Origin of the sequence: Pseudonocardia thermophila, from assembly GCF_900142365.1 — a bacterium.
Taxonomy (GTDB): Bacteria; Actinomycetota; Actinomycetes; order Mycobacteriales; family Pseudonocardiaceae; genus Pseudonocardia; species Pseudonocardia thermophila.
In genome coordinates this window covers 185,151-208,604 of record NZ_FRAP01000004.1, presented here as the reverse complement: position 1 = coordinate 208,604, position 23,454 = coordinate 185,151, and the positions used below count along the sequence as shown (strand labels likewise).

Here is a 23,454-nt window from a genome sequence, read left to right as displayed (position 1 = left end):
CGGGTGAGATCCCGTCGCCGCTCGTTCGTCGCGGTCCCCGCCGCGCTCGCCGCAGCCGCCCTGCTCGCCTCCTGCTCCGCCGGTGGGGCGACCGGCAACGCGGTCCCGGGTGCGGACCCGGGGCTGGAGAGGTTCTACGACCAGCAGCTGTCCTGGGGGCCGTGCGGCGACTTCGCCATCACCGACCGCGACCGCGACCAGTACGCGCAGAAACGGTTCGAGTGCGCCCGGCTGGAGGTGCCGCTCGACTACGCCAACCCGTCGGGCCGCACCGCGCAGATCGCGGTGCTGCGGCAGAAGGCGACCGGCTCGGACCGCATCGGCTCGCTGGTGTTCAACCCGGGCGGGCCGGGCGCGTCCGGGAACCGGCAGGTCGTCTACACCGCGCCCGACCTGGACGGCACCGAGCTGGCCCAGCGGTTCGACCTGGTCGGGTTCGATCCGCGCGGCACCGGCGCGTCCACCCCGGCGCTGGACTGCATCGACGACCAGGAGTGGGAGGCGGAGCGGCTCGATCTCGACATCGATCCGTCGCCGGAGGGCGTCGCGCAGACCGAGAAGGAGAACCAGGAGTTCGTCCAGGGCTGCATCCGCCGCTCCGGCGGTGAAGAGGTGCTGGCCAACATGGGCACCCGCGATGCGGCCCGCGACATGGACATCCTGCGCGCGGCGCTCGGTGACGAGAAGCTGACCTTCATCGGCTACTCGGCCGGCACCCGGCTCGGCTACACCTACGCCGAGCAGTTCCCGCAGAACGTGCGCGCGATGGTGCTCGACGGGGCGCTGGACCCGAAGCAGTCGACGATCGACCGGATCGTGAAGCAGAACGCCGGTTTCCAGCAGGCGTTCGAGGCGTTCGCGAAGGACTGCGCGAAGAACCCGAGCTGCCCGTTGGGCACCGACCCGTCTCAGGCGACGGCGCGGGTGCAGGCGCTCATTCGCCCGCTCATCCAGGAGCCGCTGCAGGTCGGCGACCGCAAGCTGTCCTACAACGACGCGATCACCGGCATCGTCCAGGCGCTCTACAGCAAGGACTTCTGGCCGTACCTCGCACAGGGGCTGTCGATGTACGCCAACGGCGACGGACGGCTGCTGCTCGGCCTCGCCGACGCCTACTACGACCGCGGCCAGGACGGGAAGTACTCGAACTTCATCGAGGCGTTCCGCGCCATCAGCTGCCTGGACGAGCAGCGCACCACCCGCGAGGAGGAGGGCGAACTCGCCCGCGCGGCCAAGGAGGCCGCCCCGTTCGCCGACGACGGGCAGCCGCCGGTCGCGGCGCAGAGCATCTGCTCGTACTGGCCGTCGCCGCCGACGTCGGAGCCGCACGTGCCGTCGGTGCAGGGGCTGCCGAAGCTCGTCGTGATCTCGACCACCGGCGATCCGGCGACGCCGTACCAGGCGGGCGTGGACCTGGCTGAGGGGCTGGGCGCGAGCCTCATCACGCACGAGGGCGAGGGCCACGGCGTGGCGCTCAACGGCGTGAAGTGCATCGACGACGCCGTGACCGCCTACCTCGTCGATCTGGTCGACCCGCCGGCCGGGCTGAGGTGCCGCAGCGGTGAGTGACTCCTTCGAGCGCGTCACAAGGCCCGGGGGACCCCCGAAACATTCTTGTAACAGGCCGTTCCTAGAGTCGGGCCCGATGAACGTCGGACGCACGAGACGGGGCGGATAGCAATGGATCGGCAGCAGGAGTTCGTGCTCCGCACGCTCGAGGAGCGCGACATCCGCTTCGTGCGGCTGTGGTTCACCGACGTCCTCGGCTTCCTGAAGTCGGTGGCGGTCGCACCGGCGGAGCTGGAGGGCGCGTTCACCGAGGGCATCGGCTTCGACGGCTCGGCCATCCAGGGGTTCGCGCGCGTCTACGAGTCGGACATGGTGGCGCGCCCGGATCCCTCCACGTTCCAAGTGCTCCCGTGGTCCACCGGGTCGGGCGGGCACTACGCGGCGCGGATGTTCTGCGACATCGCGATGCCCGACGGCTCGCCGTCCTGGGCGGATCCGCGGCACGTGCTGCGGCGGGCGCTGTCGAAGGCGGCCGAGGCCGGGTTCACCTGCTACGTGCACCCGGAGATCGAGTTCTACCTGCTGCGCGACCTGCCCGGTGACGGCAGCGTGCCCGTGCCGGCCGACACCGGCGGGTACTTCGACCAGGCCAGCCACGACGTGGCCCCGCACTTCCGGCGCAACGTGATCGAGACGCTGGAGGCGATGGGCATCTCGGTGGAGTTCAGCCACCACGAGGTGGGCCCGGGCCAGCAGGAGATCGACCTGCGCTACGCCGACGCCCTGACCATGGCCGACAACATCATGACCTTCCGGTACGTGGTCAAGGAGGTCGCGATCACGCAGGGCGTGCGGGCGTCCTTCATGCCCAAGCCGTTCTCGGACAAGCCCGGTTCGGCCATGCACACCCACTTCTCGCTGTTCGAGGGCGACCGCAACGCCTTCCACGACCCCGACGACCCGTACGAGCTCTCGGACACCGGCAAGGCGTTCGTGGCGGGCGTGCTGCGGCACGCGCGGGAGATCTCCGCGGTCACCAACCAGTGGGTGAACTCCTACAAGCGGCTCATCGTCGGCGGTGAGGCCCCGACCGCGGTGTCGTGGGGGCACGCGAACCGCTCCGCGCTCGTCCGGGTGCCGATGTACTCGCCGGGCAAGTCGTCGTCGCGCCGGGTGGAGATCCGCACGCTGGACACCGCGTGCAACCCGTACCTGGCGTTCGCGGTGATCCTCGGCGCCGGCCTGCAGGGCATCGCGAAGGGCTACGAGCTGGGCCCGCCCACCGAGGACGACGTCTGGTCGCTCACCGACACCGAGCGGCGGGCGCTGGGCTACGAGTCGCTGCCGCAGAACCTCACCGAGGCGCTGTCGGCGATGGAGCACTCGGAGCTGGTCGCGGAGATCCTCGGCGAGCACGTGTTCGACTTCTTCCTGCGCAACAAGCGGGTGGAGTGGGACAACTACCGCCGCCAGGTCACGCCGTACGAGCTGGCCACGTACCTGCCGGTGCTCTGAAGGCAGGTCCAGACGCGACGAACGGCCCTTTCGTCCACCCTGAGTGGACGAAAGGGCCGTTCGTTCACCCGCGGCTCGCCGTGCCACACCGAGCGCGACCAACTCGTCGAGCAGGTCAAGGTCCGCCAGCACGCGCACCGAGTGCGGCAGCAGGTTTGATGCCGAGCCCGCTGTCTCCACGGGCCCCACGCTGTTCCAGCACCGTCACCGGGATCGACGCCCGGTGCAGCTCCAACGCCGTCACCAGGCCGCCGACGCCCGCCCCCACGACGACGATCCCCACGGATCTCCACCATGGCAGCCGCCCCCGCACGCCACAGCTCGAGGCGAACCCGGCTAGCGTTGTGCGCCATGCACGTACTCGTGTCCGGCGGAGCCGGCTACATCGGGTCGCACACCGTCCTGGCGCTGGTGAGGGCCGGGCACAGCGTCGTCGTGGTCGACGACTTCTCCAACAGCAAGCCGGCCGTGATGGGCCGGCTCGCGGCCCTGGCCGGGCGGGAGATCCCGCTGCACGTGTTCGATCTGACCGACCGCGACAAGACCGACCGGCTCTTCGCGTCCGAGCAGATCGACGCGGTCGTGCACTTCGCCGGGTTCAAGGCGGTGGGGGAGAGCGTCGAGAAGCCGCTGGCCTACTACTCCAACAACCTCGACACCACGTTCTCGCTGCTGCGCGCCATGGAGCGGCACGGCACCCGGAAGCTGGTGTTCTCCTCGTCGGCCACCGTGTACGGGCCGCGGTCGAAGCTGCCCTACCGCGAGGACGACGATGTGCCGATCGAGGCCGTCAACCCGTACGGGCGCAGCAAGGTGATGCTGGAGCACATCCTCACCGACGTCGCGCACGCCGTGCCCGGCATGAAAGTGGCGCTCCTGCGGTACTTCAACCCGGTCGGCGCCCACCCGTCGGGCACGATCGGCGAAGACCCCGGCGGCATCCCGAACAACCTCGTGCCGTTCATCGCGCAGGTCGCGGTGGGTCGGCGGGAGAAGCTGCGGGTGTTCGGCGGCGACTACCCCACGCCGGACGGCACCTGCATCCGCGACTTCATCCACGTCGAGGACCTGGCCGAGGGGCACGTCGCGGCGCTGGAGTACCTGGAGCGGGCCACCGAGCCCGCGCGGGCGTTCAACCTCGGCACCGGGCAGGGCACGTCGGTGCTGGAGATGCTGCACGCGTTCGAGCGCGCGGTCGGGCGGCCCATCCCGTACGAGATCGTCGATCGGCGGCCCGGCGACCTGCCCGTCAGCTACGCGGACGTGAGCCGGGCGAAGGCCGAGCTGGGCTGGCAGGCCACCCGCACCATCGACGACATGTGCGCCGATGCGTGGCGCTGGCAGTCGCACAACCCGAACGGCTACCCCGACGCCTGAGCCCATGGTCGAGGTCGTCCTGCACGAGCGCGTCGCGGAGTTCGCGGCGCTCGCCCAGCCGCTCTACGCCCGCGATCCCGCCCGGCACACGATCGCGCTGACCGTCCTCGACGGGATGGTGCGCCACGGTGATCCGGCCGCGCTGCTCGCCACCGTGCACGAGGCCGGCGCCCCGGTCGGTGCGCTGCTGGCGAGTCCGGGCCACCGGCTGATCGTCTCCGGCCTGGCGCCCGAGCACGCGCCCGCCGCCGTCGCCGCGCTGGCGGCCGCGGGCGTCGCGGTCAGTGGGGCGCACGGGCCCACCGCGGCGGCGGAGGCGTTCGCCGAGGCCCACCGTGCGCGACACGGGGGAGCGGTGCGCGTCGACCGCACGCTGCGGCTGTACGAGCTGGGCACCCTCGTCCCGCCGCAGGGCGTGCCGGGGGCGGTGCGACCCGCCGGGGTCGCCGACGCGGAGCTGCTGTGCTCGTGGCGGGCGGGGTTCGTCGCGGACACGGCCTCGTCGAACTTGTCGGTGCCCGACCTGGCCGCGATGCGCCAGGAGCTGGCCCGCTCCGGTGGTGGCGAGCTGCTGTGGATCGTCGACGGCCGCCCGGTCGCGCAGGCCACGGCCCGGCTGCCGGTCGCCGGGATGTCGCGCATCGGGCCCGTCTACACCCCGCCGGATCAGCGCCGGCGCGGCTACGCGGCCGCCGTCACCGCCGCGGCTGCCCGCTGGGCGCGGGCCGCGGGGGCCCGGCACGTCGTGCTGTTCACCGATCGCGCCGAGCCCGGGCCGAACCGGCTCTACCCGCAGCTCGGGTTCGTGCCGGTCTACGACGGGCTGGATCTCGACTTCGTCCCGGCCCTCGTGGAGGAGCCGCGCTGGCGGCGCAGCAGCGTCGCGAGCGACGCCGACGGCGGTGCGGTCGAGATCGCCGTGCTTCCCGGCGGTGACGTGCTCCTGCGCACGACCGCGTCCACCGCGGCCGGTCGGCCACCCCTGCGGTTCACCCCCGACGAATGGCGGGCGTTCCTGGCCGGCGTGCGGGCGGGCGAGTTCGACACTCCCTGAGGCGCGGGGCAGGATCAACCCCGTGGATCGACGGACCGGCGCCTCGCTCACACTGCTCGGCCTCACGGAGAGCTGGGCCGAGTCCACTCTCCGGGAGTTCGGCTGGTGGGGGGACGACGGACCGACGCCCGGTGCCGAGCAGGTGATGTGGGCGCTCGCCCGCAGCCCCGATCCGAACGCCGCGCTGCGCGGCATGGAGCGGCTCATGAACGCCGTCTCCGACCGGACCGAGCTCGACGCCGCGCTGCGCAGCGACGTGCGGTTGCGCGGCCGGCTCACCGCGCTGCTGGGCAGCTCGACCGCGCTCACCGACCACCTCGTCACCCACCCGGACCGCTGGCACCGGCTCGCCGGTGACGTCGGCCCGGCCGACGCGGAGGGCGCGGCGGCCACGATGCTGCGGGCCGTGGGGGCCGATCCCGACGCGCCGCCTGCCGGGTCCCCGGGCGGCAGCGCGGCCCGGCTCACCGGTGCGGAGGCGATCGCCGCGCTGCGTGCGGTCTACCGTGACGAGGTCATGGCGCTCGCCGCGGCCGACCTCGCCGCCGTCGGGGAGCCGGAGCTGCCCGTCATGGAGATCGAGGACGTCACCGCGCGGCTGTCCGACCTGGCCGCGGCCGCGCTCAAGGCGGCGCTCGCGGTGGCGGTCGCCGAGGTGGGCGAGGTGGGCAGGCTCGCCGTGATCGCCATGGGCAAGTGCGGCGGGCACGAGCTGAACTACGTCAGCGACGTCGACGTCGTGTTCGTCGCCGAGCCCGCCGACCAGGCGACCACGAAGCTCGCCAACCGCATGATGCGCGTCGCGGGGGAGGCCTGCTTCCAGGTCGACGCGAACCTGCGGCCGGAGGGCCGGCAGGGCGCGCTCGTGCGCACCCTGGAGGGACACGTCAGCTACTACAAGCGGTGGGCGAAGACCTGGGAGTTCCAGGCGCTGCTCAAGGCCCGCCCGGTCGCCGGGGACGCCGAGCTGGGCAAGGCCTACACCGAGGCGGTCGCACCGATGGTGTGGAGCGCCGCGGGCCGGGAGGATTTCGTCGCCGAAGTGCAGGCGATGCGTCGCCGCGTCGAGGAGCACATCCGCCCCGATCTCGCCGACCGCGAGCTGAAGCTGGGCCCGGGCGGGCTGCGCGACGTCGAGTTCGCGGTGCAGCTGCTGCAGCTGGTGCACGGCCGCACCGACGAGTCACTGCGTTCCCCGACGACCCTGGAGGCGCTCGCCGCGCTGCGCGACGGCGGCTACGTCGGCCGCGACGACGGTGCCAACCTCGCCGCGTCGTACCGGTTCCTGCGGCTGCTGGAGCACCGCCTGCAGCTGCAGCGGATGCGCCGCACCCACCAGCTGCCGCCGCCGCAGGACACCGAGGCGCTGCGCTGGCTGGCGCGGGCCGCGCGCATGCGGCCCGATGGGCGCTACGACGTGGTCGGCGTGCTCCTCAACGAGTGGCAGCGCAACGCGCGGCGGGTGCGCCGGCTGCACCAGAAGCTGTTCTACCGACCGCTGCTGTCGGCCGTGGCACGGGTGACGGCCGATCTCGGCGACGTCGGGCGGCTGTCGGAGGAGGCAGCGAAGGCGCGGATGAAGGCGCTGGGTTGGGTGTCGCCGGAGGGGGCGCTCAACCACCTGCGCGCGCTCACGTCGGGGATCTCCCGGGCGGCGGCCATCCAGACGGCGCTGCTGCCCGTCCTGCTCGACGAGCTGTCCCGCACCCCGGATCCCGACCGCGGCCTGCTGGCCTACCGACGGGTGTCCGAGGCACTGGCGGACACCCCGTGGTACCTGCGGCTGCTGCGCGACGAGGGCCAGGTCGCCAACCGGCTCATGCACCTTCTGGGCACGTCCGCGCTGGTCCCGGACCTGCTGGTGCGCGCGCCGGAGGTGCTGCGCATGCTCGCGGCGCCGAGCACCGGGTTCTCCGACGACCTCACCCGCGATCCGGCCGAGGTCGCGAACTCGCTGCGGCTGTCGGTGGCCCGGCACACCGATCCGGCCAGCGCGGCGGCCACCGCCCGGTCCCTGCGCCGCCACGAGCTGCTCCGCGTCGCCTGCGCCGATCTGCTGGGGGTGCTGTCCACGCCGGAGGTGTGCGCGGCGCTGTCGTCGGTGTGGGTGGCGGTGCTGCAGGCGACCCTCGACGCCGTCGAGCGCACCCTCAAGGCGGAGGGCACCGAGCGGGCGGCGCGCATCGCGGTGATCGGCATGGGCCGCCTCGGCGGCAGCGAGCTGGGCTACGGCAGCGACGCCGACGTCCTGTTCGTGTGCGAGCCCGTCGAGGGCGCCGACGAGCGGGAAGCGGTCCGCTACGCCACCACCGTCGCGGAGACGGTGCGCCGCACGCTGGGCGCCCCGAGCCCCGACCCGGCGCTGATCGTCGACGCGGACCTGCGCCCGGAGGGTCGCAACGGGCCGCTCGTGCGCACGTTGGAGTCCTACCGCTCCTACTACGAGCGCTGGTCGGAGGTGTGGGAGGCGCAGGCGCTGCTGCGCGCCCGGCCGGTCGCCGGCGACGCGGACCTGGGCCGGCGGTTCATCGAGCTGATCGACCCGATCCGCTACCCGCCCGAGGGGCTCAGCGCGGCCGCCGTCGCGGAGATCCGGCGTATCAAGGCCCGCGTCGACGCGGAGCGGCTGCCCCGCGGCGCCGACCGCAGCACGCACACGAAACTCGGCCACGGCGGGCTCGCCGACGTCGAGTGGACCGTGCAGCTGCTGCAGCTGCAGCACGCGGGCGACATCCCCGAGCTGCGCACGACGTCGACGCTGGAGGGGCTGCGCGAGGCCGTCGCCGCCGAGCTGATCTCGCCCTCCGACGCGGCCGCGCTGGAGGCGGGCTGGACCATGGCCACCCGCGCCCGCAACGCGATCATGCTCGTGCGCGGCAAGCCGGGCGACCAGCTGCCGCGGTCGGGGCGCGAGCTCGTCGCCGTCGCGCACGCCATGGGCTACCCGGCTGACGGGGACCCGGGGGTGTTCGTCGACGACTACCGCCGTGCGACCCGGCGGGCCCGGGCGGTCGTGGAGCGCGTGTTCTACGGCTGGTGACGTGGCCGACGAGCACGACTCCGGGGTGCTCGCCGCGCCTGTGCCGAGGACTGCTGGGAGGTGACCACCGCGCGAACCCGCGCTCCGCGACGGAGGAGCAGCGCGGGGTCCAGCGCGATCCGGCGCAGCTGGAAGGCGCGCGAGCCGCGATCCGGCGACGGGTGAGTCGGGCGCGATCTGAGCTAGCGTGACGCTCGTGCCTTCACTGCAGACCGTCGTCGCGTTCGTGCTCACCGGGATGGTCTTGGTGGTGGTACCGGGCCCCAGCGTGCTGTTCATCGTCGGCCGGGCGCTGGCGCACGGGCGGCGGGCTGCGCTCGTCAGCGTCGCCGGCAACACGACCGGGGTCCTCGTGGTGGTCGCGGCGGTGGCCGCGGGGTTCGGGGCGATCGCGGCCGCGTCGATCGAGGTGTTCACCGCGCTGAAGCTGGTCGGTGCCGCGTACCTGGTCTACCTGGGTGTGCAGACGATCCGCCACCGCGGCGACCTGGCCGCGGCCGTGGGTGCCCCACCTGCGCCGATGACCGCGCGCATCTTCCGGCAGGCCGTCGTCGTCGGGGCGACGAACCCGAAGGTGCTGGTGCTGTTCGCGGCGATCCTGCCGCAGTTCACCGATCCCGCCGCGGGAACACCGGGGGTGCAGATGGCGGTCCTCGGCACGCTGTTCGCGCTCCTCGCCGCCCTGGTCGACGCGACGTACGCGCTCGGCGCGGGCTGGGCGCGCAGCTGGCTCGCGACCTCGCCGGCACGGGTGCGGCGGCTGGGCGCGTCGGGTGGCGCGCTCATGATCGCCCTCGGGACGTCGCTGGCCATGGCGGCGCGCGAGTGACCGGAGAGTGAACGGTATTGCCTTGGTCGCCCCCAGCGGGCGATCATTGGCCGTACACCGTCCGAATGGTGACAGCTACGTAGTGTAGCTGCCGGGTGCGGTGTGCTGCGAGGAGCCGACGATGTCCAACGACGTTGACGAGGCTGGCGACTACTCGTACGACCTGGCCCAGGAGGCCCGAACCGCGATCATCCCCGCCCAGCGTCGCCGCGTTTCCCTCGAGTCCCTGCGCGGGATCCCGTTCGACCTGGACTACGACAGCGACTACGGCTACGACCAGGCCCACCAGGGGTAGCGACCACCCGGGCACCGCCGTCCCGGCACGATGAGGCGGTGGCCCGGCCCGACGCGCTCGATCTCCGGAACGTCCTCGACGGCATCGCCGACGTCGCGCTGCGGGTGGTGACCGGCCAGCGCAGTGCGGTGATCGCGCTGGTCCTGGCGCTGTTCGCGGTGCTGTGGACGCCGCTGTGGCGGTGGACGCGCACCGTCGTCACGATCGCCCACGAGGGCGGGCACGCGCTCGTGGCCGTGCTGGTCGGGCGCGGCTTGGCCGGTATCCGGCTGCACCCCGACACGTCCGGCCTGACCGTGTCCACAGGGGCGCCCCGTGGGCCGGGTCTGGTGCTGACGTTCCTCGGCGGCTACCCGGCCCCGTCGCTGATCGGGCTGGGCGGCATGGTCGTGGTCACCGCGGGCCGGCCGGAGTGGCTGCTGTGGGCGGTGGTCGGTGCGCTCGCGGTCACCCTCGGGTGGATCCGCAACGGCTACGGCGCGCTCGCCGTCGTCGTCACCGGGTTGCTGGTCGGTGCAGTGGCGTGGTGGGGTACTCCGTCGGTGCGGGCCGGGTTCGCCGTCGCGCTGTGCTGGTTCCTGGTGTTCGGCGGGGTGCGTGCGGTGCGGGAGCTGCAGCGCGGGCGGCTGGTCGATCCGCGCGGCCGGCGCGGCGGCACGTCCGACGCCGACATGCTCGCTGCGCTCACGCGGCTGCCCCGCGGAATGTGGGTCGGGGTGTTCTGGTTGATCGGGACGGCGGCGCTCGTCGCCACTGCCTGGGTCCAATTCGGATAGACAGGGGGGACGTGTGAGCGACTGGAACGCTCAGGTCATCGCGGAGTTCCGGGCCAACGGGGGGAAGGTCGGTGGCCCCTTCGAGGGCGCGCCGATGATCATCGTGCATGCGGTCGGTGCGAAGACGGGAGCGGTGCGCGAGGTTCCGCTGGTCTACCTCCCGGAGGACGACGGCACGATGGTGATCATCGCGTCGGCGGGCGGCGCTCCGAAGCACCCGGCCTGGTACCACAACCTCAAGGCCAACCCGCGCATCGAGGTCGAGGTGGGGACCGAGCGGTTCGCGGTCACGGCCGAGGAGATCCGCGATGAGGAGCGGGACCTGCTCTGGGAGCGGATCGTCGCCTGGCGGCCCGGGTTCGGCGAGTACCAGGAGAAGACCGACCGGATCATCCCGCTGTTCCGGCTCACCTGAGCCTGAGCAGGCGCCGCCACCAGCGTTTCGGCGGGGTGGCGTCCTCCGGTGGCTCCGGTGGGGGCGGCGGGGCCTGCTGCGGCCTGCGCCGGCGGGCCCGCCGCTCCTCCCGCCAGCGGGCCACCACGTCGTCGACCTTGACCGGGGTCACAGGCACGTTGGGGCCGGTCGGGTGGCGGATGTGCTCGGCGATGCGCAGGTTGAGCTCGCGGACGGCCGCGCGCACCTCGCACTCGGTGTCCATGTCCCGCACCTTCTGCGGGAGGCGGTCGATCTCGCGGCGCAGCTGGATCGACTCCGGCAGCAGGGCCTCGGCGCTGCCGACCTCGCGCTCCAGCCAGCTGCGGATCCACCAGTTCTCGTCGTAGGGCTGGCCCGCGCCGGGCAGCGGCTTGCCGGCCAGGGGCAGGTTGTCGAACGCGCCGCGCTCCTGCGCCAGGCGGATCTGACGCTCGACGGCCGATTCGAACCGCGGCTCGGGTTCCCCCCTCGGCCGATGCCCGCTGTCCGGCACTGCTCCCTCCTCGACGCGACCTCACCCATGGTCGCGTCTGCACGGCCGCGGCGCACACGTGCCGCAACGGGGGTTGCCCCCACCGTGCGCTGCTCCGCCGCGCGCTAGCGTCGCACGCATGAGGACGAGGACCGGCCGGAGGCTCGCAACCACCGCACTGTTCGTCGCCGCTGTCGCGGGATGCGGCGCTGTGCCGAACGCGGCATCCGGCGCGGGTGAGGTGACCAGCGAGCAGCGCACGATCTCCGACGTCACGGGCATCGACCTCGCCACCTCCGGCACCGTGGACGTCTCGACCGGCCCGCCGTCGCTCACGGTCGAGGCGCCCGCGGACCTGCTGCCGCTGCTGACCAGCGAAGTCTCCGGGGGCACCCTGGTGCTGTCGGTGGAGGACCGCGCGGTGCTGCGCGGCGCGAGCCGCATCCACTACACGGTCACGGTGCCGTCCCTGGAGCGGATCGTGATCTCCGGCGCGGGTACCGTCCGCCACCCCGACATCAGGGGCTCCTCGCTGACCGTCGACATCGAGGGCTCCGGCGACGTCGTCGTCGGCGGCAGCGTCGACGAGCAGGTGGTGAGCGTGCACGGCTCCGGCTCCTACGAGGCCGCCGGTCTCGCCACGAAGATCACCGAGATCCGGATCAGCGGTAGCGGCGAGGCCGACGTGACGGTCTCCGACTCGCTCACCGTCGACGTCTCCGGCAGCGGCGACGTCACCTACCGCGGCTCCCCGAAGGTGCAGCAGCACATCAGCGGGACCGGCGAGGTCACACAGGCGCGGTAGTGGGAGCTGCGGTCTCGACCCGTCCCGGACGTGCCGAAGGCCCGGCGTCCGCCTCCTGGCAGGACGCCGGGCCTTCATGTCCGTGGGACCGGCTGGACCGCGCCGACCGTCACACGTCGTAGTAGAGCGCGAACTCGTACGGGTGCGGCCGCATGCGCAGCGGGTCGATCTCCCGCTCGCGCTTGAAGGCGATCCAGGTCTCGATCAGGTCGGGCGTGAACACGCCACCCTCGAGCAGGTAGTCGTGGTCGGCCTCGAGCCGGTCGATGACCTCGGCGAGGCTGCCGGGCACCTGCGGGATGTCCTTGGCCTCCTCCGGCGGCAGCTCGTAGAGGTCCTTGTCGATCGGGGCCGGCGGCTCGATCTTGTTCTTGATCCCGTCGAGGCCGGCCATGACCATGGCGGAGAAGGCCAGGTACGGGTTGCCGGACGAGTCGGGGCAGCGGAACTCGATGCGCTTGGCCTTCGGGTTGTTGCCCGAGAGCGGGATACGGATGCAGGCCGAGCGGTTGCGCGCCGAGTAGACCAGGTTCACCGGGGCCTCGAAGCCCGGCACCAGGCGGTGGTAGGAGTTCACCGTCGGGTTGGTGAACGCCAGCAGCGACGGCGCGTGGTGCAGCAGGCCGCCGATGTAGTAGCGCGCGGTGTCGGACAGGCCGCCGTAGCCGGACTCGTCGTGGAAGAGCGGCTGGCCGTCCTTCCACAGCGACTGGTGCACGTGCATGCCGGAGCCGTTGTCGCCCATCAACGGCTTGGGCATGAACGTGGCGGTCTTGCCGGCCGCCCACGCCGTGTTCTTGACGATGTACTTGAACAGCATGATGTCGTCGGCGGCGTGGAGCAGCGTGTTGAACTTGTAGTTGATCTCCGCCTGCCCCGCGGTACCGACCTCGTGGTGCTCGCGCTCGACCTCGAACCCGACCTTGGTCAGGTTGGCGACGATGTCGGCGCGCAGGTCGGCGTAGTGGTCGACCGGGGGCACCGGAAAGTACCCGCCCTTGTAGTTGACCTTGTAGCCGAGGTTCCCACCCTCCTCCTCGCGACCGGTGTTCCACCAGCCCTCGGCGGAGTCGATGAAGTGGTACTGCTGGTGCGGGTCGGACCCGAAACGGATGGAGTCGAAGATGTAGAACTCCGCCTCCGGCCCCGTGTACGCGGTGTCCGCGATGCCCGATGCGGCGAGGTACTGCTCCGCCTTCCGCGCGACGTTCCGCGGGTCACGGCTGTACGGCTCGCCCGTGATCGGGTCGTGCACGAAGAAGTTGAGGTTGAGGGTCTTGTGCTTGCGGAACGGGTCGAGGTGGGCAGTGGCGATGTCGGGCTGAAGCAGCATGTCCGACTCGTTGATCGCCTGGAACCCTCGCACCGACGAGCCGTCGAACGCGGCCCCGTTCTCGAGGAGGTTGCTCGCCGTCGCCGCGGGGACGGTGAGGTGCTGCATGACGCCGGGAAGGTCGCAGAATCGGATGTCGACGTACTCGACCTTCTCGTCAGAGATGAACTTGAGGACCTCTTCCGAGTTGCTGAACACCCTGGCACGGCTCCTTCGATCGGCTCGATTTCCAGCGGCAACTTAGGTTGGCGATGTTGCCCGTCCATCACTCGGCTGTTTCACAGACGTTAACGGGCGCCCAGCGTGACACGAGTCTCTCCCGGTGGAGGCCTACCCTAGTGCCATGGCGTCCACCAGCGAGTCCGAAATTCCCGTCCCTGCGCCGGACGGTCATCCGGGTGCCCGGTTCGGGCTGCCGGCCGAGGGGCCGGCGTCGGTGGCGTCGCTCAGCCGACGCGTGTTCGCACTCGTCGTCGACTGGTTGCTCGGCTACCTGATCGCCCTGCTGCTCGTCGGGCCGGATCCGTTCGAGTCCCCGTACCTGCAGTGGGCCGTGCTGGGTGTCTGGTTCGTCATCACGGCGCTGCCGGTGGCGTTCTTCGGCGCCAGCGCCGGCATGGTGGCGCTCGGCATCCGCGTCGCGTCCATCGGCTCGACGGCCGTGATCGGGCTGCCGCGCGCGCTCCTGCGCACCCTGCTCGTCGCGCTGGTCGTGCCACCGCTGATCCGCGACGCCGACGAGCGCGGCTGGCACGACCGCGCCACCCGCTCGATCGTGGTGCGCACCCGGGCTTGACCCTCCCCCTGCGGGAGGGTCGACCGTCGGGGCATGACCACATCGACGAGCGTTCCCGACGTGATCGACATCCCGGCCCGCGACGTGCTCACCGTCGACGGCGCCGGCGCACCCGAGTCGCCGGAGTTCGGTACGGCCATCCAGGCGCTCTACGCCGTGCGGGCCGCCCTCGGCGACCTCACCGACGTGCCGCTGGAGGGCACCTACACCCAGGGCGGTGACCCTGCGGCGTTCGATCTCGACGCCCCGCAGGGCTGGCAGTGGCGGCTCGCCGTCCCGGCCCCGGCCGGGGCCACCGAGGACGCGGTCGCGGCCGCCGCGGCGCCGTTCGGGGTGGCCGTGCGGCTGCGCCACGTCCCGGCCCAGCGAGTGGCCCGGCTGCTGCACCACGGCCCGTACTCGGCGGAGCGCCCCGCACTCGAGGCGCTCCGCCGGTTCGTCGCCGCCCAGGGGCGCACCCCGGCCGAGGGGCACACCGAGGTCTACCTCACCGATCCGTCGACCGTCCCGCCGGAGGAGCTGCGCACCTGGCTGCAGCTGTCGCTCGACGACGACCGGGGGAGCGCCGCGGACGCACCCGCGCGACGGCGCGCATGATGGCACCGTGATGTCGATCGGGGCGTTCGCCCGCCTCTGCCGCCTGACGGTCAAGGCGGTCCGGCACTACGCCGCCGAGGGCCTGCTCGAACCCGCCCACGTCGATCCGTCGTCGGGCTATCGGTACTACACGGTCGAGCAGGTCCCGGCGGCCACGACGATCGCGCTGCTGCGGCGGCTCGACGTGCCGATCCCGGTCGTCCGGGAGGTGCTCGAGGCCCCGGACGACGCCGCGGTCGCGAAGGTGCTGGCCGACCAACGGGAGCGGTGGGCCGCCGAGCTGGCCCGCCGCGAGCAGACGCTGCGCGCCCTCGACGGACTGCTGGCCAGCCCGGACCGCGTCCGCTACGACGTCGCCGTGGCCGATCAGCCTGCGCAGCAGCTGGCCGGGGTGCGCGGCACCGTCCGCGCGGCCGAGCTCGACGCCGACATCGGCGCGCTCTGCGGCCGGGTGCTCGCCGCGGGCGTCGGTCGGGAGCCGCTGACGGCGGTCTACCCGCTCGATCTCGCCGAGGAGATGGACGTGCTCGTCGGGGTGCCCCGCACCGCGCCCGGGCTCGAAGACGAGCAGGTGCTGCCCGGCGGGCAGTGGGCGACCACGCTGCACGTCGGCCCCTACGAGGTGCTTCCGCGCGCGTACGCTGCGCTCCTGGAGCAGGTGCGGGTGCAAGGGCACCAGGCGGTCGGCCCGATCGTCGAGACGTACCTCACCGATCCGTCGACAGCGCGGCCGGAGGAACTGGTGACCCGCCTGGGCGTGCTGGTGGCGTGAACGGCAGGCGGAGAGGTTCCTCCCTGCGACCCCGGCCGTGCGGGCCCGACCCGGACGACCTCAGCGCCTGCGGACGGTGCGCTGCACGCTGCGCAGCTTCGCGCCCTGCGGCAGAGGCCCCTTCGGCATCGCGGCGGCCCGCGACCCCAGCGCGGCCAGCCGTGCGTCGAGCGAGGCCATCTCCGCCGCCGAGATGTTGCGCGGCAGCTTCATCAGGTGGCGCTGCAGCTGCTTGAGCGGCACCTGGCCCTCGTCGTTACCGACGATGATGTCGTAGATCGGGGTGGTGCCGACGACGCGCGCGGTGCGCTTCTTCTCCTGCGCGAGCAGCGACTTCACCCGGTGCGGGGCGCCCTCGGCGACCAGGATGATGCCGGGGCGGCCGACGACGCGGTGCACGGCGTCGAGGTGGGTGGTGCCGGCGACGCCGGGGGTGACCTGCCACTGGCCGCGCATGTTCTCCAGCACCCAGCCGGCCGCGCCGGGTGTGCCCTCGGCCTTCGCGAACACCGAGGCCTGCACCCGGCGGCCGAAGATGCTGACCGCGATCAGCACGCCGACCGCGATGCCGATCGGCAGCAGGACCCACTCCAGGTCGAAGAACAGCCCGATGATGAACGCCAGGGCGCTGGCCCCGACGAGCGCACCGATCATCAACGGCAGGAGGAGCTTGTCCTCCTTGCGCTGCGTCTGGAAGACCTGCCAGATCTGGCGGCGCCGGGCACGGGCCTGCTCCCGCTTCTCCTTCTTCGCCGCCGCCTTCGCTTCCTTCGCCGCAGCGTCCTTCTTCCCACCCGCCATCGGCCCAGGATACGTGGCTACTCGGCCAGCAAGGACCGCGCCTCCTGGGCGGCGGCTCCCTCGTGGGCGAGGTGCTCCAGCCCGGGCGGGAGCTGCTCGCCGCGGGCGGCGATCGTCTGCGCGTACAGCCGTCCGGCGCGGTAGGAGGAGCGCACCAGCGGGCCGGCCATGACGCCGGCGAAGCCGATCTTCTCGGCGGTCTCGGCGTGCTGGACGAACTCCTCGGGTTTGACCCAGCGCTCCACCGGGTGGTGGCGCCGCGAGGGGCGCAGGTACTGGGTGATCGTGACGATCTCGCAGCCGGCGTCGTAGAGGTCCTGCAGCGCGGCGGTGACCTCGTCGGGGGTCTCGCCCAGGCCGAGGATCAGGTTCGACTTGGTCACCAGCCCGGCCGCGCGGGCCTTGGTGATGACCTCGAGGGAGCGCTCGTAGCGGAACCCGGGGCGGATGCGGCGGAAGATCCGCGGCACGGTCTCCAGGTTGTGCGCCAGCACCTCCGGGCGGGCGGAGAAGACCTCGCCGAGCTGGTCGTCGCGGGCGTTGAAGTCCGGGATGAGCAGCTCCACCCCGGTGCCCGGGTTGAGGGCGTGGATCTGGCGGACGGTCTCGGCGTACAGCCAGGCGCCGCCGTCGGGCTGGTCGTCGCGCGCGACGCCGGTGACGGTGGAGTAGCGCAGCCCCATCTGCCGGACCGACTCGGCGACCCGCCGGGGCTCGTCGCGGTCGAGCTCGGCCGGCTTGCCGGTGTCGATCTGGCAGAAGTCGCAGCGGCGGGTGCACTGCTCACCGCCGATCAGGAAGGTCGCTTCCCGGTCCTCCCAGCACTCGTAGATGTTCGGGCAGCCGGCCTCTTCGCAGACCGTGTGCAGGCCGCCGGAGCGCACCAGCTGCTTCAGCTCGGTGTACTGGGGGCCGGTGCGCGCGCGGGTGCGGATCCACGACGGCTTGCGCTCGATCGGGGTCTCGCTGTTGCGGACCTCCAGGCGCAGGAGCTTGCGACCTTCGGGAGCGATCGTCACGGTGCTCACCCTACGCCTCGGATAGCCTGGAGCCCCGTGGACTTGAGGATCTTCACCGAGCCCCAGCAGGGCGCGACCTACGCCGACCTGCTCCGGGTCGCGCAGGCCGCCGAGGCACTCGGTTTCGACGGCTTCTTCCGCTCCGACCACTACCTGACGATGGGTGGCACCGGCCTACCCGGGCCCACCGACGCGTGGACCACCCTCACGGCCCTGGCCGTGCAGACCGAGCGGATCGCACTGGGCACCCTGGTGACGTCCGCCACGTTCCGGCTGCCGGGCCCGCTCGCGATCGCCGTCGCGCAGGCCGATCAGATGTCCGGCGGCCGCATCGAGTTCGGCCTCGGCGCCGGCTGGTTCGAGGCCGAGCACACCGCGTTCGGGATCCCGTTCCCGCCGCAGGCGGAGCGCTTCGACCGACTCGCGGAGCAGCTGGAGATCATCACCGGGCTGTGGGCGACCCCGGAGGGGGAGCGCTACTCGTTCGAGGGCCGCTACTACACGGTGGCCGACTCGCCCGCGCTGCCGAAACCGAGCCGGCAGATCCCGGTGATCGTCGGCGGGATGGGGCCGAAGCGCACCCCGGCGCTGGCCGCCCGCTACGCCGCCGAGTTCAACCTGCCGTTCCCCAGGCTCGACGTCGCCGTCGCGCAGTACGAGCGGGTGGCGAACGCGTGCACGGCCGTCGGCCGCGACCCCGGCGGCATGGTGCGCTCGTTCGCCCAGCGCGTCGCCGTCGGAGCGACCGACGCCGAGGTGGAGCGCCGCCTCGCCGTGACCGGAACCGCCGCCGGCGACCACGTCGACAACCCCCTCGTCGGCACCCCGGACCAGGTCGTCGACGCGCTCGGGCGGTGGCGGGAGGAGGCCGGGGTGACCCGCGTCTACCTGCAGGTCCTCGACCTGTCCGACCTGGACCACCTGGAGCTCATCGCCGCCCGCGTCGCACCCCAGCTGGCGTAACGTGAGCGCCATGGCCAGCCGATCCTGCCGCCGCAGCACCGATCCCGTCCGCGTCGACCGCCTCGGCCTCGTCGACTACGAGGTGGCGTGGGAGATCCAGCGCGCCCACGCCGACGACCGCCGCGAGGGCCGCGGGCCCGACGTGCTCATGCTGCTGGAGCACCACCACGTCTACACCGCGGGCAAGCGGACCCAGCCCGAGGACCGGCCGACCGACGGCTCCCGGGTGATCGACGTCGACCGCGGCGGGCGGATCACCTGGCACGGGCCGGGCCAGATCGTCGCGTACCCGATCATCGGGCTGGCCGAGCCGCTCGACGTCGTCGACTACGTCCGCCGGCTCGAGGAGGCGATGATCGCCGTCGTGCACGGCTTCGGCCTCACCGACGCCGGTCGCGTGGAGGGCCGCAGCGGGGTGTGGCTGCCCGCCGACGAGACCCGCTACGAGCGCAAGATCGGTGCGATCGGCGTGCGCGTGCAGGCCGGGGTGACGCTGCACGGCCTGGCGCTGAACTGCGACCCCGATCTGTCCGCGTTCGACCGCATCGTGCCGTGCGGCATCTCCGACGCCGGGGTGACGTCCCTGGCGGCCGAGCTCGGCCGCCCGGTGCCGGTGGCTGAGGTGATCGATCCGCTGGAGGAGGCGGTCCTCGCCGCGCTCGACGGCACCCTGCCCGTGCGGGAGCACCCGGTGGCGCGGCCGCGGGTGCCCGCCGGGCTGGACCTGCAGCTGGACCCGGCGATCCGGTAGCGTCCGCTAACCCCCGACCGCCGCGGCCAGCGCGTCGTCGAGGGTGCGGTGGCGGAACTCGTACCCGGCCGCCAGCAGCTTCGCGGGCACCGCGCGCTGGCTGTGGAGCAGCATCTCCTCGCCCATCCCGCCGGGCAGCAGCCGCACCAGCGCCTCCGGCACGGGCACCGGCGCTGGCCGGTGCAGCGCCGCGGCCAGCGCGCGGGTGAACTCGGCGTTGGTGACGGGCGTCGGGCCGGTCACGTTCACCGGGCCGCTGATCTCGTCGTGCTCGACGACGAACCGGGTCGCGCCGACCACGTCGTCGAGGGACACCCACGGCCAGTACTGCTGGCCGGACCCGATCCACCCGCCCAGCGCGAGCCGGAACAGCGGCCGTAGCCGGCCCATCAGCCCGCCGCGCCGGGACAGCACCAGCCCGGTGCGCAGGGTGACCACCCGGGCGCCGGCGTCCGCCGCGGCCCGGGTCGCGGCCTCCCAGTCGCGCACCAGCTCGGCGAGGAAGCCGGACCCCTGCGGTGCGGACTCGTCGATCTCGTCCGGGCCCGCGTCGCCGTAGAAGCCCACCGCCGACGCCGACACGAACGTCGGCACCCGGTGCTCGGCCACGGCCGCGGCGAGCACCTCGGTGGCGCCGATGCGGCTGTCCCGCAGCACCTGCTTGCGCGCTCCGCTCCACGGGCGGTCCCCGATGCCCGCGCCGCCCAGACCGAGGACGGCGCCGACCCCGTCGAAGGTGCCCTCGTCGATGCGGCCTGCGGGCGGGTCCCAGCTCCGTTCGTCGGGTGCCGCCGGGGTGCGCCGGACCAGGCGCAGCACTTCGTGCCCCGCCGAGCGCAGGTGGGCGACGACGGCAGTACCGATCAGGCCGGACGAACCGGCGACGACGACGCGCACGACCCGATCTTGGCCCACCGCGGCTGGTCGCGCGACCCGGCTGCACGGCACCCCGGATGCAACGAACGGCACTCTCGTCCACTCAGAGTGGACGAAAGTGCCGTTCGTCGCGACTTACCGCGGTCTACGAGGCGTTAGAGCCCGAGGTCCGCCTCGAACGCACCCTCCTCGAGCCGAGCCCGGATCGCCGACACGAACCGGCCGGCGTCGGCCCCGTCGATGAGCCGGTGGTCGTAGGTCAGCGGCAGGTAGCAGACCGACCGGATCGCGATCGAGTCGTTGCCGTCGGCGTCGGTGACCACCACCGGCTGCTTGGTGATCGCACCCGTGGCGAGGATCGCGACCTGCGGCTGGTTGATGATCGGCGTGTCGAACAGGGCGCCGACGCTGCCGATGTTGGTGATCGTGAAGGTCCCGCCGGACAGCTCGTTCGGCGAGATCTTGTTGGTCCGCGTGCGCTCGGCGAGGTCGGCGATCCGCTTCGCCAGACCGGCGATGTTGAGCTGGTCGGCGTCGTGGATGACCGGGACGATCAGCCCGCGCGGGGTGTCGACGGCGATCGCGAGGTGGACTGAGTCGTGGTAGGTGACCTCCTTCGTCTCCTCGTTGATCGACGCGTTGACCTGAGGGAACGCCTTCAGCGCCTCGATCGCGGCCTTCGCGAAGAACGGCAGGAAGGTCAGCTTCACCCCTTCGCGGCGCTCGAACTCCGCCTTCGCCTTCGCCCGCAGCGCGGCGATCCGGGTGACGTCGACCTGCTGCACGGTGGTCAGCTGCGCCGACACCCGCAGGGACTCGCTCATCCGCTCCGCGATGATCTGGCGCAGCCGCGACATCTTCACCGTGGTGCCCGGCTGCGGGCCGCCGTCGGCCGGCTTCGGCACGGCCTGCGGGGCACGCGGCGCCGCAGCGGCTGCGGGGGCAGCAGGAGGAGCCGCAGCGGGCGCCGCCGGGGTCTCGGCCGGTGTCGGAGCGGCCGCCGCCTTCTTGGCCTCGGCCGCGGCCAGCACGTCCTGCTTGCGGATGCGGCCGCCGACACCGGAGCCCTTGATCGTCGAGAGGTCCACGCCGTGCTCGGCGGCGAGCTTGCGCACCAGTGGGGTGACGTACGGGGCGCCGCCCGAGGACGGCTCCTCGGCGGGCTCCTCCGCGGCCGGGGCAGCGGGCGCAGCCGGGGCGGGAGCAGGAGCGGCCGGCTCCGCCTCGGGCGCAGCGGGCGCCTCCTGCTCGGGTTCCGGCTCCGGCTCGGCCTTCGGCGCCTCGGGCTCGGGGGCCGAGGGCGCGGGCTCGGGCGCGGCGGGCGCGGCGTCGGCGTCGCCGATGACGGCGAGCTGCGCGCCGACCTCGACGGTCTCGTCCTCCTGGGCGGTGATCTCCAGCAGCGTGCCGGCGACCGGGGAGGGGATCTCGGTGTCGACCTTGTCGGTCGAGACCTCCAGCAGCGGCTCGTCGACGGCGACGGTGTCGCCGACCTGCTTGAGCCAGCGGGTGACCGTGCCCTCGGTGACGCTCTCGCCGAGCGCGGGCATCGTCACCGGGGTGCGGGCGCCGCCACCGGAGCCACCGGCCGGGGCAGCAGCGGCCGGGGTGGGTCGCGGCGCGGGCGCGTCGGCCGGGGCGGGCTCGACCTCCGTCTGCTCCTCGGTGTCCTCTGCGGTGTCGTCGGCCGCCTCGGTGGCGGGCGCAGCGGCCTGCGGGGCCGGGGTGTCGACGGGCTCGTCGCTCGCGTCCGCGATCACGGCGAGGTCGCCGCCGACCTCGACGGTCTCGTCCTCGGCCGCGACGATGCGCTGCAGCACGCCGGCGACGGGCGAGGGGATCTCGGTGTCCACCTTGTCGGTCGAGACCTCGAGCAACGGCTCGTCGACCTCGACCGTGTCACCCTCCTGCTTGAGCCAGCGGGTGACGGTCCCCTCGGTCACGCTCTCCCCGAGGGCGGGCATCTGGACGGTGAAGGCCATGTGGGTCGGTACTCCTGTCCTTGTGCGATCGGCCGGCGAGCCGGTCAGCTGTGTGCGTGCAGCGGCTTGCCGGCGAGCGCCAGATGCGCTTCGCCGAGTGCCTCGTTCTGGGTGGGGTGGGCGTGGACGAGCGCGGCGACGTCGTCGGCGTGCGCGTCCCAGTTGTAGATCAGCTGTGCCTCGCCGATGAGCTCGCCGACGCGGGCGCCGACCATGTGGATGCCGACGACCGGACCCGGCTCGCCAGGAGCGCCGGCCTTGACCAGCTTGATCGCGCCCTGGGTCTGCAGGATCTGGCTCTTGCCGTTGCCGGCGAGGTCGTAGGTGAGGGTCTGCACCTCTGCGTGGCGTTCGCGGGCCTGCTCCTCGGTCAGGCCCACCGACGCCACCTCGGGCTCGCAGTACGTGACGCGCGGGATGCCGGCCTCGTCGATCGGCGGCGGGTTCAACCCGGCGATCTGCTCGGCGAGGAACACCCCCTGCGCGAAGCCGCGGTGCGCGAGCTGCAGCCCCGGCACGATGTCGCCGACGGCGTACACGTGGGGCAGGTTGGTGCGCAGCCGCTCGTCGACCAGCACGTACCCGCGCTCCATCGCGATGCCCGCCTCGGCGAAGCCCTGCTCGGCGGTGTTGGGCCCGCGGCCGACCGCGACCAGCAGGTAGTCGGCCTCCAGCTCCTCGCCGGTCTCCAGCGTCACCGTGACGCCGTTCTCGTCCTGCGTCGCACCGGTGAACTTCACGCCGGTGCGGAAGGCGATCCTGCGGCGGCGGAAGGCGCGCTCCAGGAGCTTGGAGCAGAACTCGTCCTCCGCCGGGACCAGGCGGGGGAGCGCCTCCACGATCGTCACCTGGGCGCCGAAGCTGGCGAACACGCTGGCGAACTCGACGCCGATCACGCCGCCGCCGAGGATCACGACCGTGCCGGGGACCTCGGGCAGGCGCAGCGCCTCAGTGCTGGTGAGGATGCGGCCGCCGATCTCGAGACCGGGGAGCGTGCGTGCGTAGCTGCCCGTGGCCAGGACCACGTCCGTGCCGACGTAACGATCATCACCGACGACGACGGCGTTCGGCGCCTCGAACCGGCCCGTGCCCTCGACGACCTGGATCTTCCGCGACTTGATCAGCCCCTGCAGGCCCTTGTAGAGCCGGGTGATCACGCCGTCCTTGTAGCTGTGGACGCCGGACATGTCGATGCCGTCCAGCTTGGACAGCACCCCGACCTTGGCGCCCTCCCGCGCGGCGTCCGCGACCTCCGCGGCGTGCAGCAGGGCCTTCGTGGGGATGCAGCCCTGGTGCAGGCAGGTGCCTCCGATCTTGTCGCGCTCGATGAGCACGACCGATTTCCCCAGCTCGGCGGCGCGCAGTGCGCAGGCGTAACCGCCCGAACCGGCACCCAGGATCACGACGTCCGCGTTGTGCACGGTGTTGTGCTCAGGCACGCGACAGCTCCCTCGAG

The 23,454-nt window shown here is 72.7% G+C and carries 23 protein-coding genes; 15 read left to right on the top strand and 8 right to left on the bottom strand.

The features are described 5' to 3' along the window. Positions 1-3: 3 nt before the first annotated feature. Together BUE41_RS07370 and glnA (BUE41_RS07365) are read left to right on the top strand one after the other, a co-directional pair. A complete protein-coding gene (locus BUE41_RS07370) occupies positions 4-1,569 on the top strand; it encodes an alpha/beta hydrolase (protein WP_084754577.1) in 1,566 nt (521 codons plus the stop codon). Between the two features lie 111 nt (positions 1,570-1,680). Beyond that, positions 1,681-3,024 carry a type I glutamate--ammonia ligase gene (glnA, locus tag BUE41_RS07365; RefSeq protein WP_073456137.1) on the top strand — a complete coding sequence of 448 codons (1,344 nt, stop codon included), beginning with the start codon at positions 1,681-1,683 and terminating at the stop codon, positions 3,022-3,024. Between the two features lie 115 nt (positions 3,025-3,139). Here glnA (BUE41_RS07365) and BUE41_RS30055 read toward each other — a convergent pair whose 3' ends face one another. After that, positions 3,140-3,307 (bottom strand): NAD(P)-binding protein, encoded by a 168-nt coding sequence (locus BUE41_RS30055; RefSeq protein WP_234997032.1) that lies wholly within the window; start codon positions 3,305-3,307, stop codon positions 3,140-3,142. A 68-nt stretch (positions 3,308-3,375) separates the two neighbouring features. Between BUE41_RS30055 and galE the strand changes: the two genes are divergently transcribed. From galE to BUE41_RS07335, 7 genes are all read left to right on the top strand, one after another. After that, positions 3,376-4,401, top strand: a complete 1,026-nt coding sequence (galE, locus tag BUE41_RS07360; protein ID WP_073456136.1) for a UDP-glucose 4-epimerase GalE — start codon at positions 3,376-3,378, stop codon at positions 4,399-4,401. Positions 4,402-4,405: 4 nt separating this feature from the next. Further along, positions 4,406-5,455, top strand: a complete 1,050-nt coding sequence (locus tag BUE41_RS07355; RefSeq protein WP_073456135.1) for a GNAT family N-acetyltransferase — start codon at positions 4,406-4,408, stop codon at positions 5,453-5,455. 22 nt (positions 5,456-5,477) lie between these two features. Beyond that, positions 5,478-8,495, top strand: coding sequence for a bifunctional [glutamine synthetase] adenylyltransferase/[glutamine synthetase]-adenylyl-L-tyrosine phosphorylase (locus BUE41_RS07350; RefSeq protein WP_073456133.1), 3,018 nt, complete (start codon positions 5,478-5,480; stop codon positions 8,493-8,495). Positions 8,496-8,691: 196 nt separating this feature from the next. Then, positions 8,692-9,324, top strand: a complete 633-nt coding sequence (locus BUE41_RS07345; protein WP_073456334.1) for a LysE family translocator — start codon at positions 8,692-8,694, stop codon at positions 9,322-9,324. Positions 9,325-9,445: 121 nt separating this feature from the next. Further along, positions 9,446-9,619 carry a hypothetical protein gene (locus BUE41_RS30680; RefSeq protein ID WP_159444873.1) on the top strand — a complete coding sequence of 58 codons (174 nt, stop codon included), beginning with the start codon at positions 9,446-9,448 and terminating at the stop codon, positions 9,617-9,619. Positions 9,620-9,657: 38 nt separating this feature from the next. After that, on the top strand, positions 9,658-10,395 hold the full coding sequence (locus BUE41_RS07340; RefSeq protein WP_234997030.1) for a M50 family metallopeptidase: 738 nt from the start codon (positions 9,658-9,660) through the stop codon (positions 10,393-10,395). Between the two features lie 13 nt (positions 10,396-10,408). Continuing rightward, on the top strand, positions 10,409-10,810 hold the full coding sequence (locus BUE41_RS07335) for a nitroreductase family deazaflavin-dependent oxidoreductase (RefSeq protein ID WP_084754556.1): 402 nt from the start codon (positions 10,409-10,411) through the stop codon (positions 10,808-10,810). On the opposite strand, the gene BUE41_RS07330 is transcribed toward BUE41_RS07335, so the two are convergent. Further along, positions 10,803-11,324, bottom strand: coding sequence for a DnaJ family domain-containing protein (locus BUE41_RS07330; RefSeq protein ID WP_073456130.1), 522 nt, complete (start codon positions 11,322-11,324; stop codon positions 10,803-10,805). The genes BUE41_RS07335 and BUE41_RS07330 overlap by 8 nt on opposite strands. A gap of 118 nt (positions 11,325-11,442) precedes the next feature. On the opposite strand from BUE41_RS07330, the gene BUE41_RS07325 reads away from it, so the two are divergent. Then, positions 11,443-12,108, top strand: coding sequence for a head GIN domain-containing protein (locus BUE41_RS07325; RefSeq protein ID WP_084754555.1), 666 nt, complete (start codon positions 11,443-11,445; stop codon positions 12,106-12,108). Positions 12,109-12,217: 109 nt separating this feature from the next. On the opposite strand, the gene glnA (BUE41_RS07320) is transcribed toward BUE41_RS07325, so the two are convergent. After that, complete coding sequence (glnA, locus tag BUE41_RS07320) at positions 12,218-13,639, bottom strand: type I glutamate--ammonia ligase (RefSeq protein ID WP_073456128.1); 1,422 nt, start codon at positions 13,637-13,639, stop codon at positions 12,218-12,220. Positions 13,640-13,784: 145 nt separating this feature from the next. Between glnA (BUE41_RS07320) and BUE41_RS07315 the strand changes: the two genes are divergently transcribed. From BUE41_RS07315 to BUE41_RS07305, 3 genes are read left to right on the top strand one after another with little or no spacing between them, the layout of a single operon-like run. After that, entirely contained in the window at positions 13,785-14,237 is a 453-nt protein-coding gene (locus BUE41_RS07315) for an RDD family protein (protein WP_073456126.1), read from the top strand. Positions 14,238-14,270: 33 nt separating this feature from the next. Further along, positions 14,271-14,834 (top strand): GyrI-like domain-containing protein, encoded by a 564-nt coding sequence (locus BUE41_RS07310; RefSeq protein ID WP_084754554.1) that lies wholly within the window; start codon positions 14,271-14,273, stop codon positions 14,832-14,834. A gap of 10 nt (positions 14,835-14,844) precedes the next feature. Beyond that, positions 14,845-15,606: a MerR family transcriptional regulator gene (locus BUE41_RS07305; protein WP_073456332.1), complete on the top strand. Its 762-nt coding sequence runs from the start codon at positions 14,845-14,847 to the stop codon at positions 15,604-15,606. A 60-nt stretch (positions 15,607-15,666) separates the two neighbouring features. Here BUE41_RS07305 and BUE41_RS07300 read toward each other — a convergent pair whose 3' ends face one another. Both BUE41_RS07300 and lipA read right to left on the bottom strand, forming a co-directional pair. Next, entirely contained in the window at positions 15,667-16,407 is a 741-nt protein-coding gene (locus BUE41_RS07300; protein WP_073456124.1) for a DUF4191 domain-containing protein, read from the bottom strand. Positions 16,408-16,424: 17 nt separating this feature from the next. Next, the gene (gene lipA, locus BUE41_RS07295; protein WP_073456331.1) at positions 16,425-17,426 is read right to left on the bottom strand and encodes a lipoyl synthase; all 1,002 of its coding nucleotides are present in this window, start codon (positions 17,424-17,426) and stop codon (positions 16,425-16,427) included. A gap of 36 nt (positions 17,427-17,462) precedes the next feature. On the opposite strand from lipA, the gene BUE41_RS07290 reads away from it, so the two are divergent. Beyond that, positions 17,463-18,389, top strand: a complete 927-nt coding sequence (locus tag BUE41_RS07290) for an LLM class F420-dependent oxidoreductase (RefSeq protein ID WP_073456123.1) — start codon at positions 17,463-17,465, stop codon at positions 18,387-18,389. Positions 18,390-18,399: 10 nt separating this feature from the next. After that, the gene (gene lipB, locus BUE41_RS07285; protein ID WP_200803792.1) at positions 18,400-19,140 is read left to right on the top strand and encodes a lipoyl(octanoyl) transferase LipB; all 741 of its coding nucleotides are present in this window, start codon (positions 18,400-18,402) and stop codon (positions 19,138-19,140) included. 6 nt (positions 19,141-19,146) lie between these two features. Here lipB and BUE41_RS07280 read toward each other — a convergent pair whose 3' ends face one another. The 3 genes from BUE41_RS07280 to lpdA form a co-directional block, all read right to left on the bottom strand. Continuing rightward, entirely contained in the window at positions 19,147-20,037 is an 891-nt protein-coding gene (locus BUE41_RS07280; RefSeq protein ID WP_073456120.1) for a TIGR01777 family oxidoreductase, read from the bottom strand. Between the two features lie 134 nt (positions 20,038-20,171). Next, a complete protein-coding gene (gene sucB, locus BUE41_RS07275) occupies positions 20,172-21,998 on the bottom strand; it encodes a 2-oxoglutarate dehydrogenase, E2 component, dihydrolipoamide succinyltransferase (protein WP_073456118.1) in 1,827 nt (608 codons plus the stop codon). A gap of 44 nt (positions 21,999-22,042) precedes the next feature. Next, entirely contained in the window at positions 22,043-23,437 is a 1,395-nt protein-coding gene (gene lpdA, locus BUE41_RS07270; protein ID WP_234997029.1) for a dihydrolipoyl dehydrogenase, read from the bottom strand. Between the last annotated feature and the right edge of the window lie 17 nt (positions 23,438-23,454).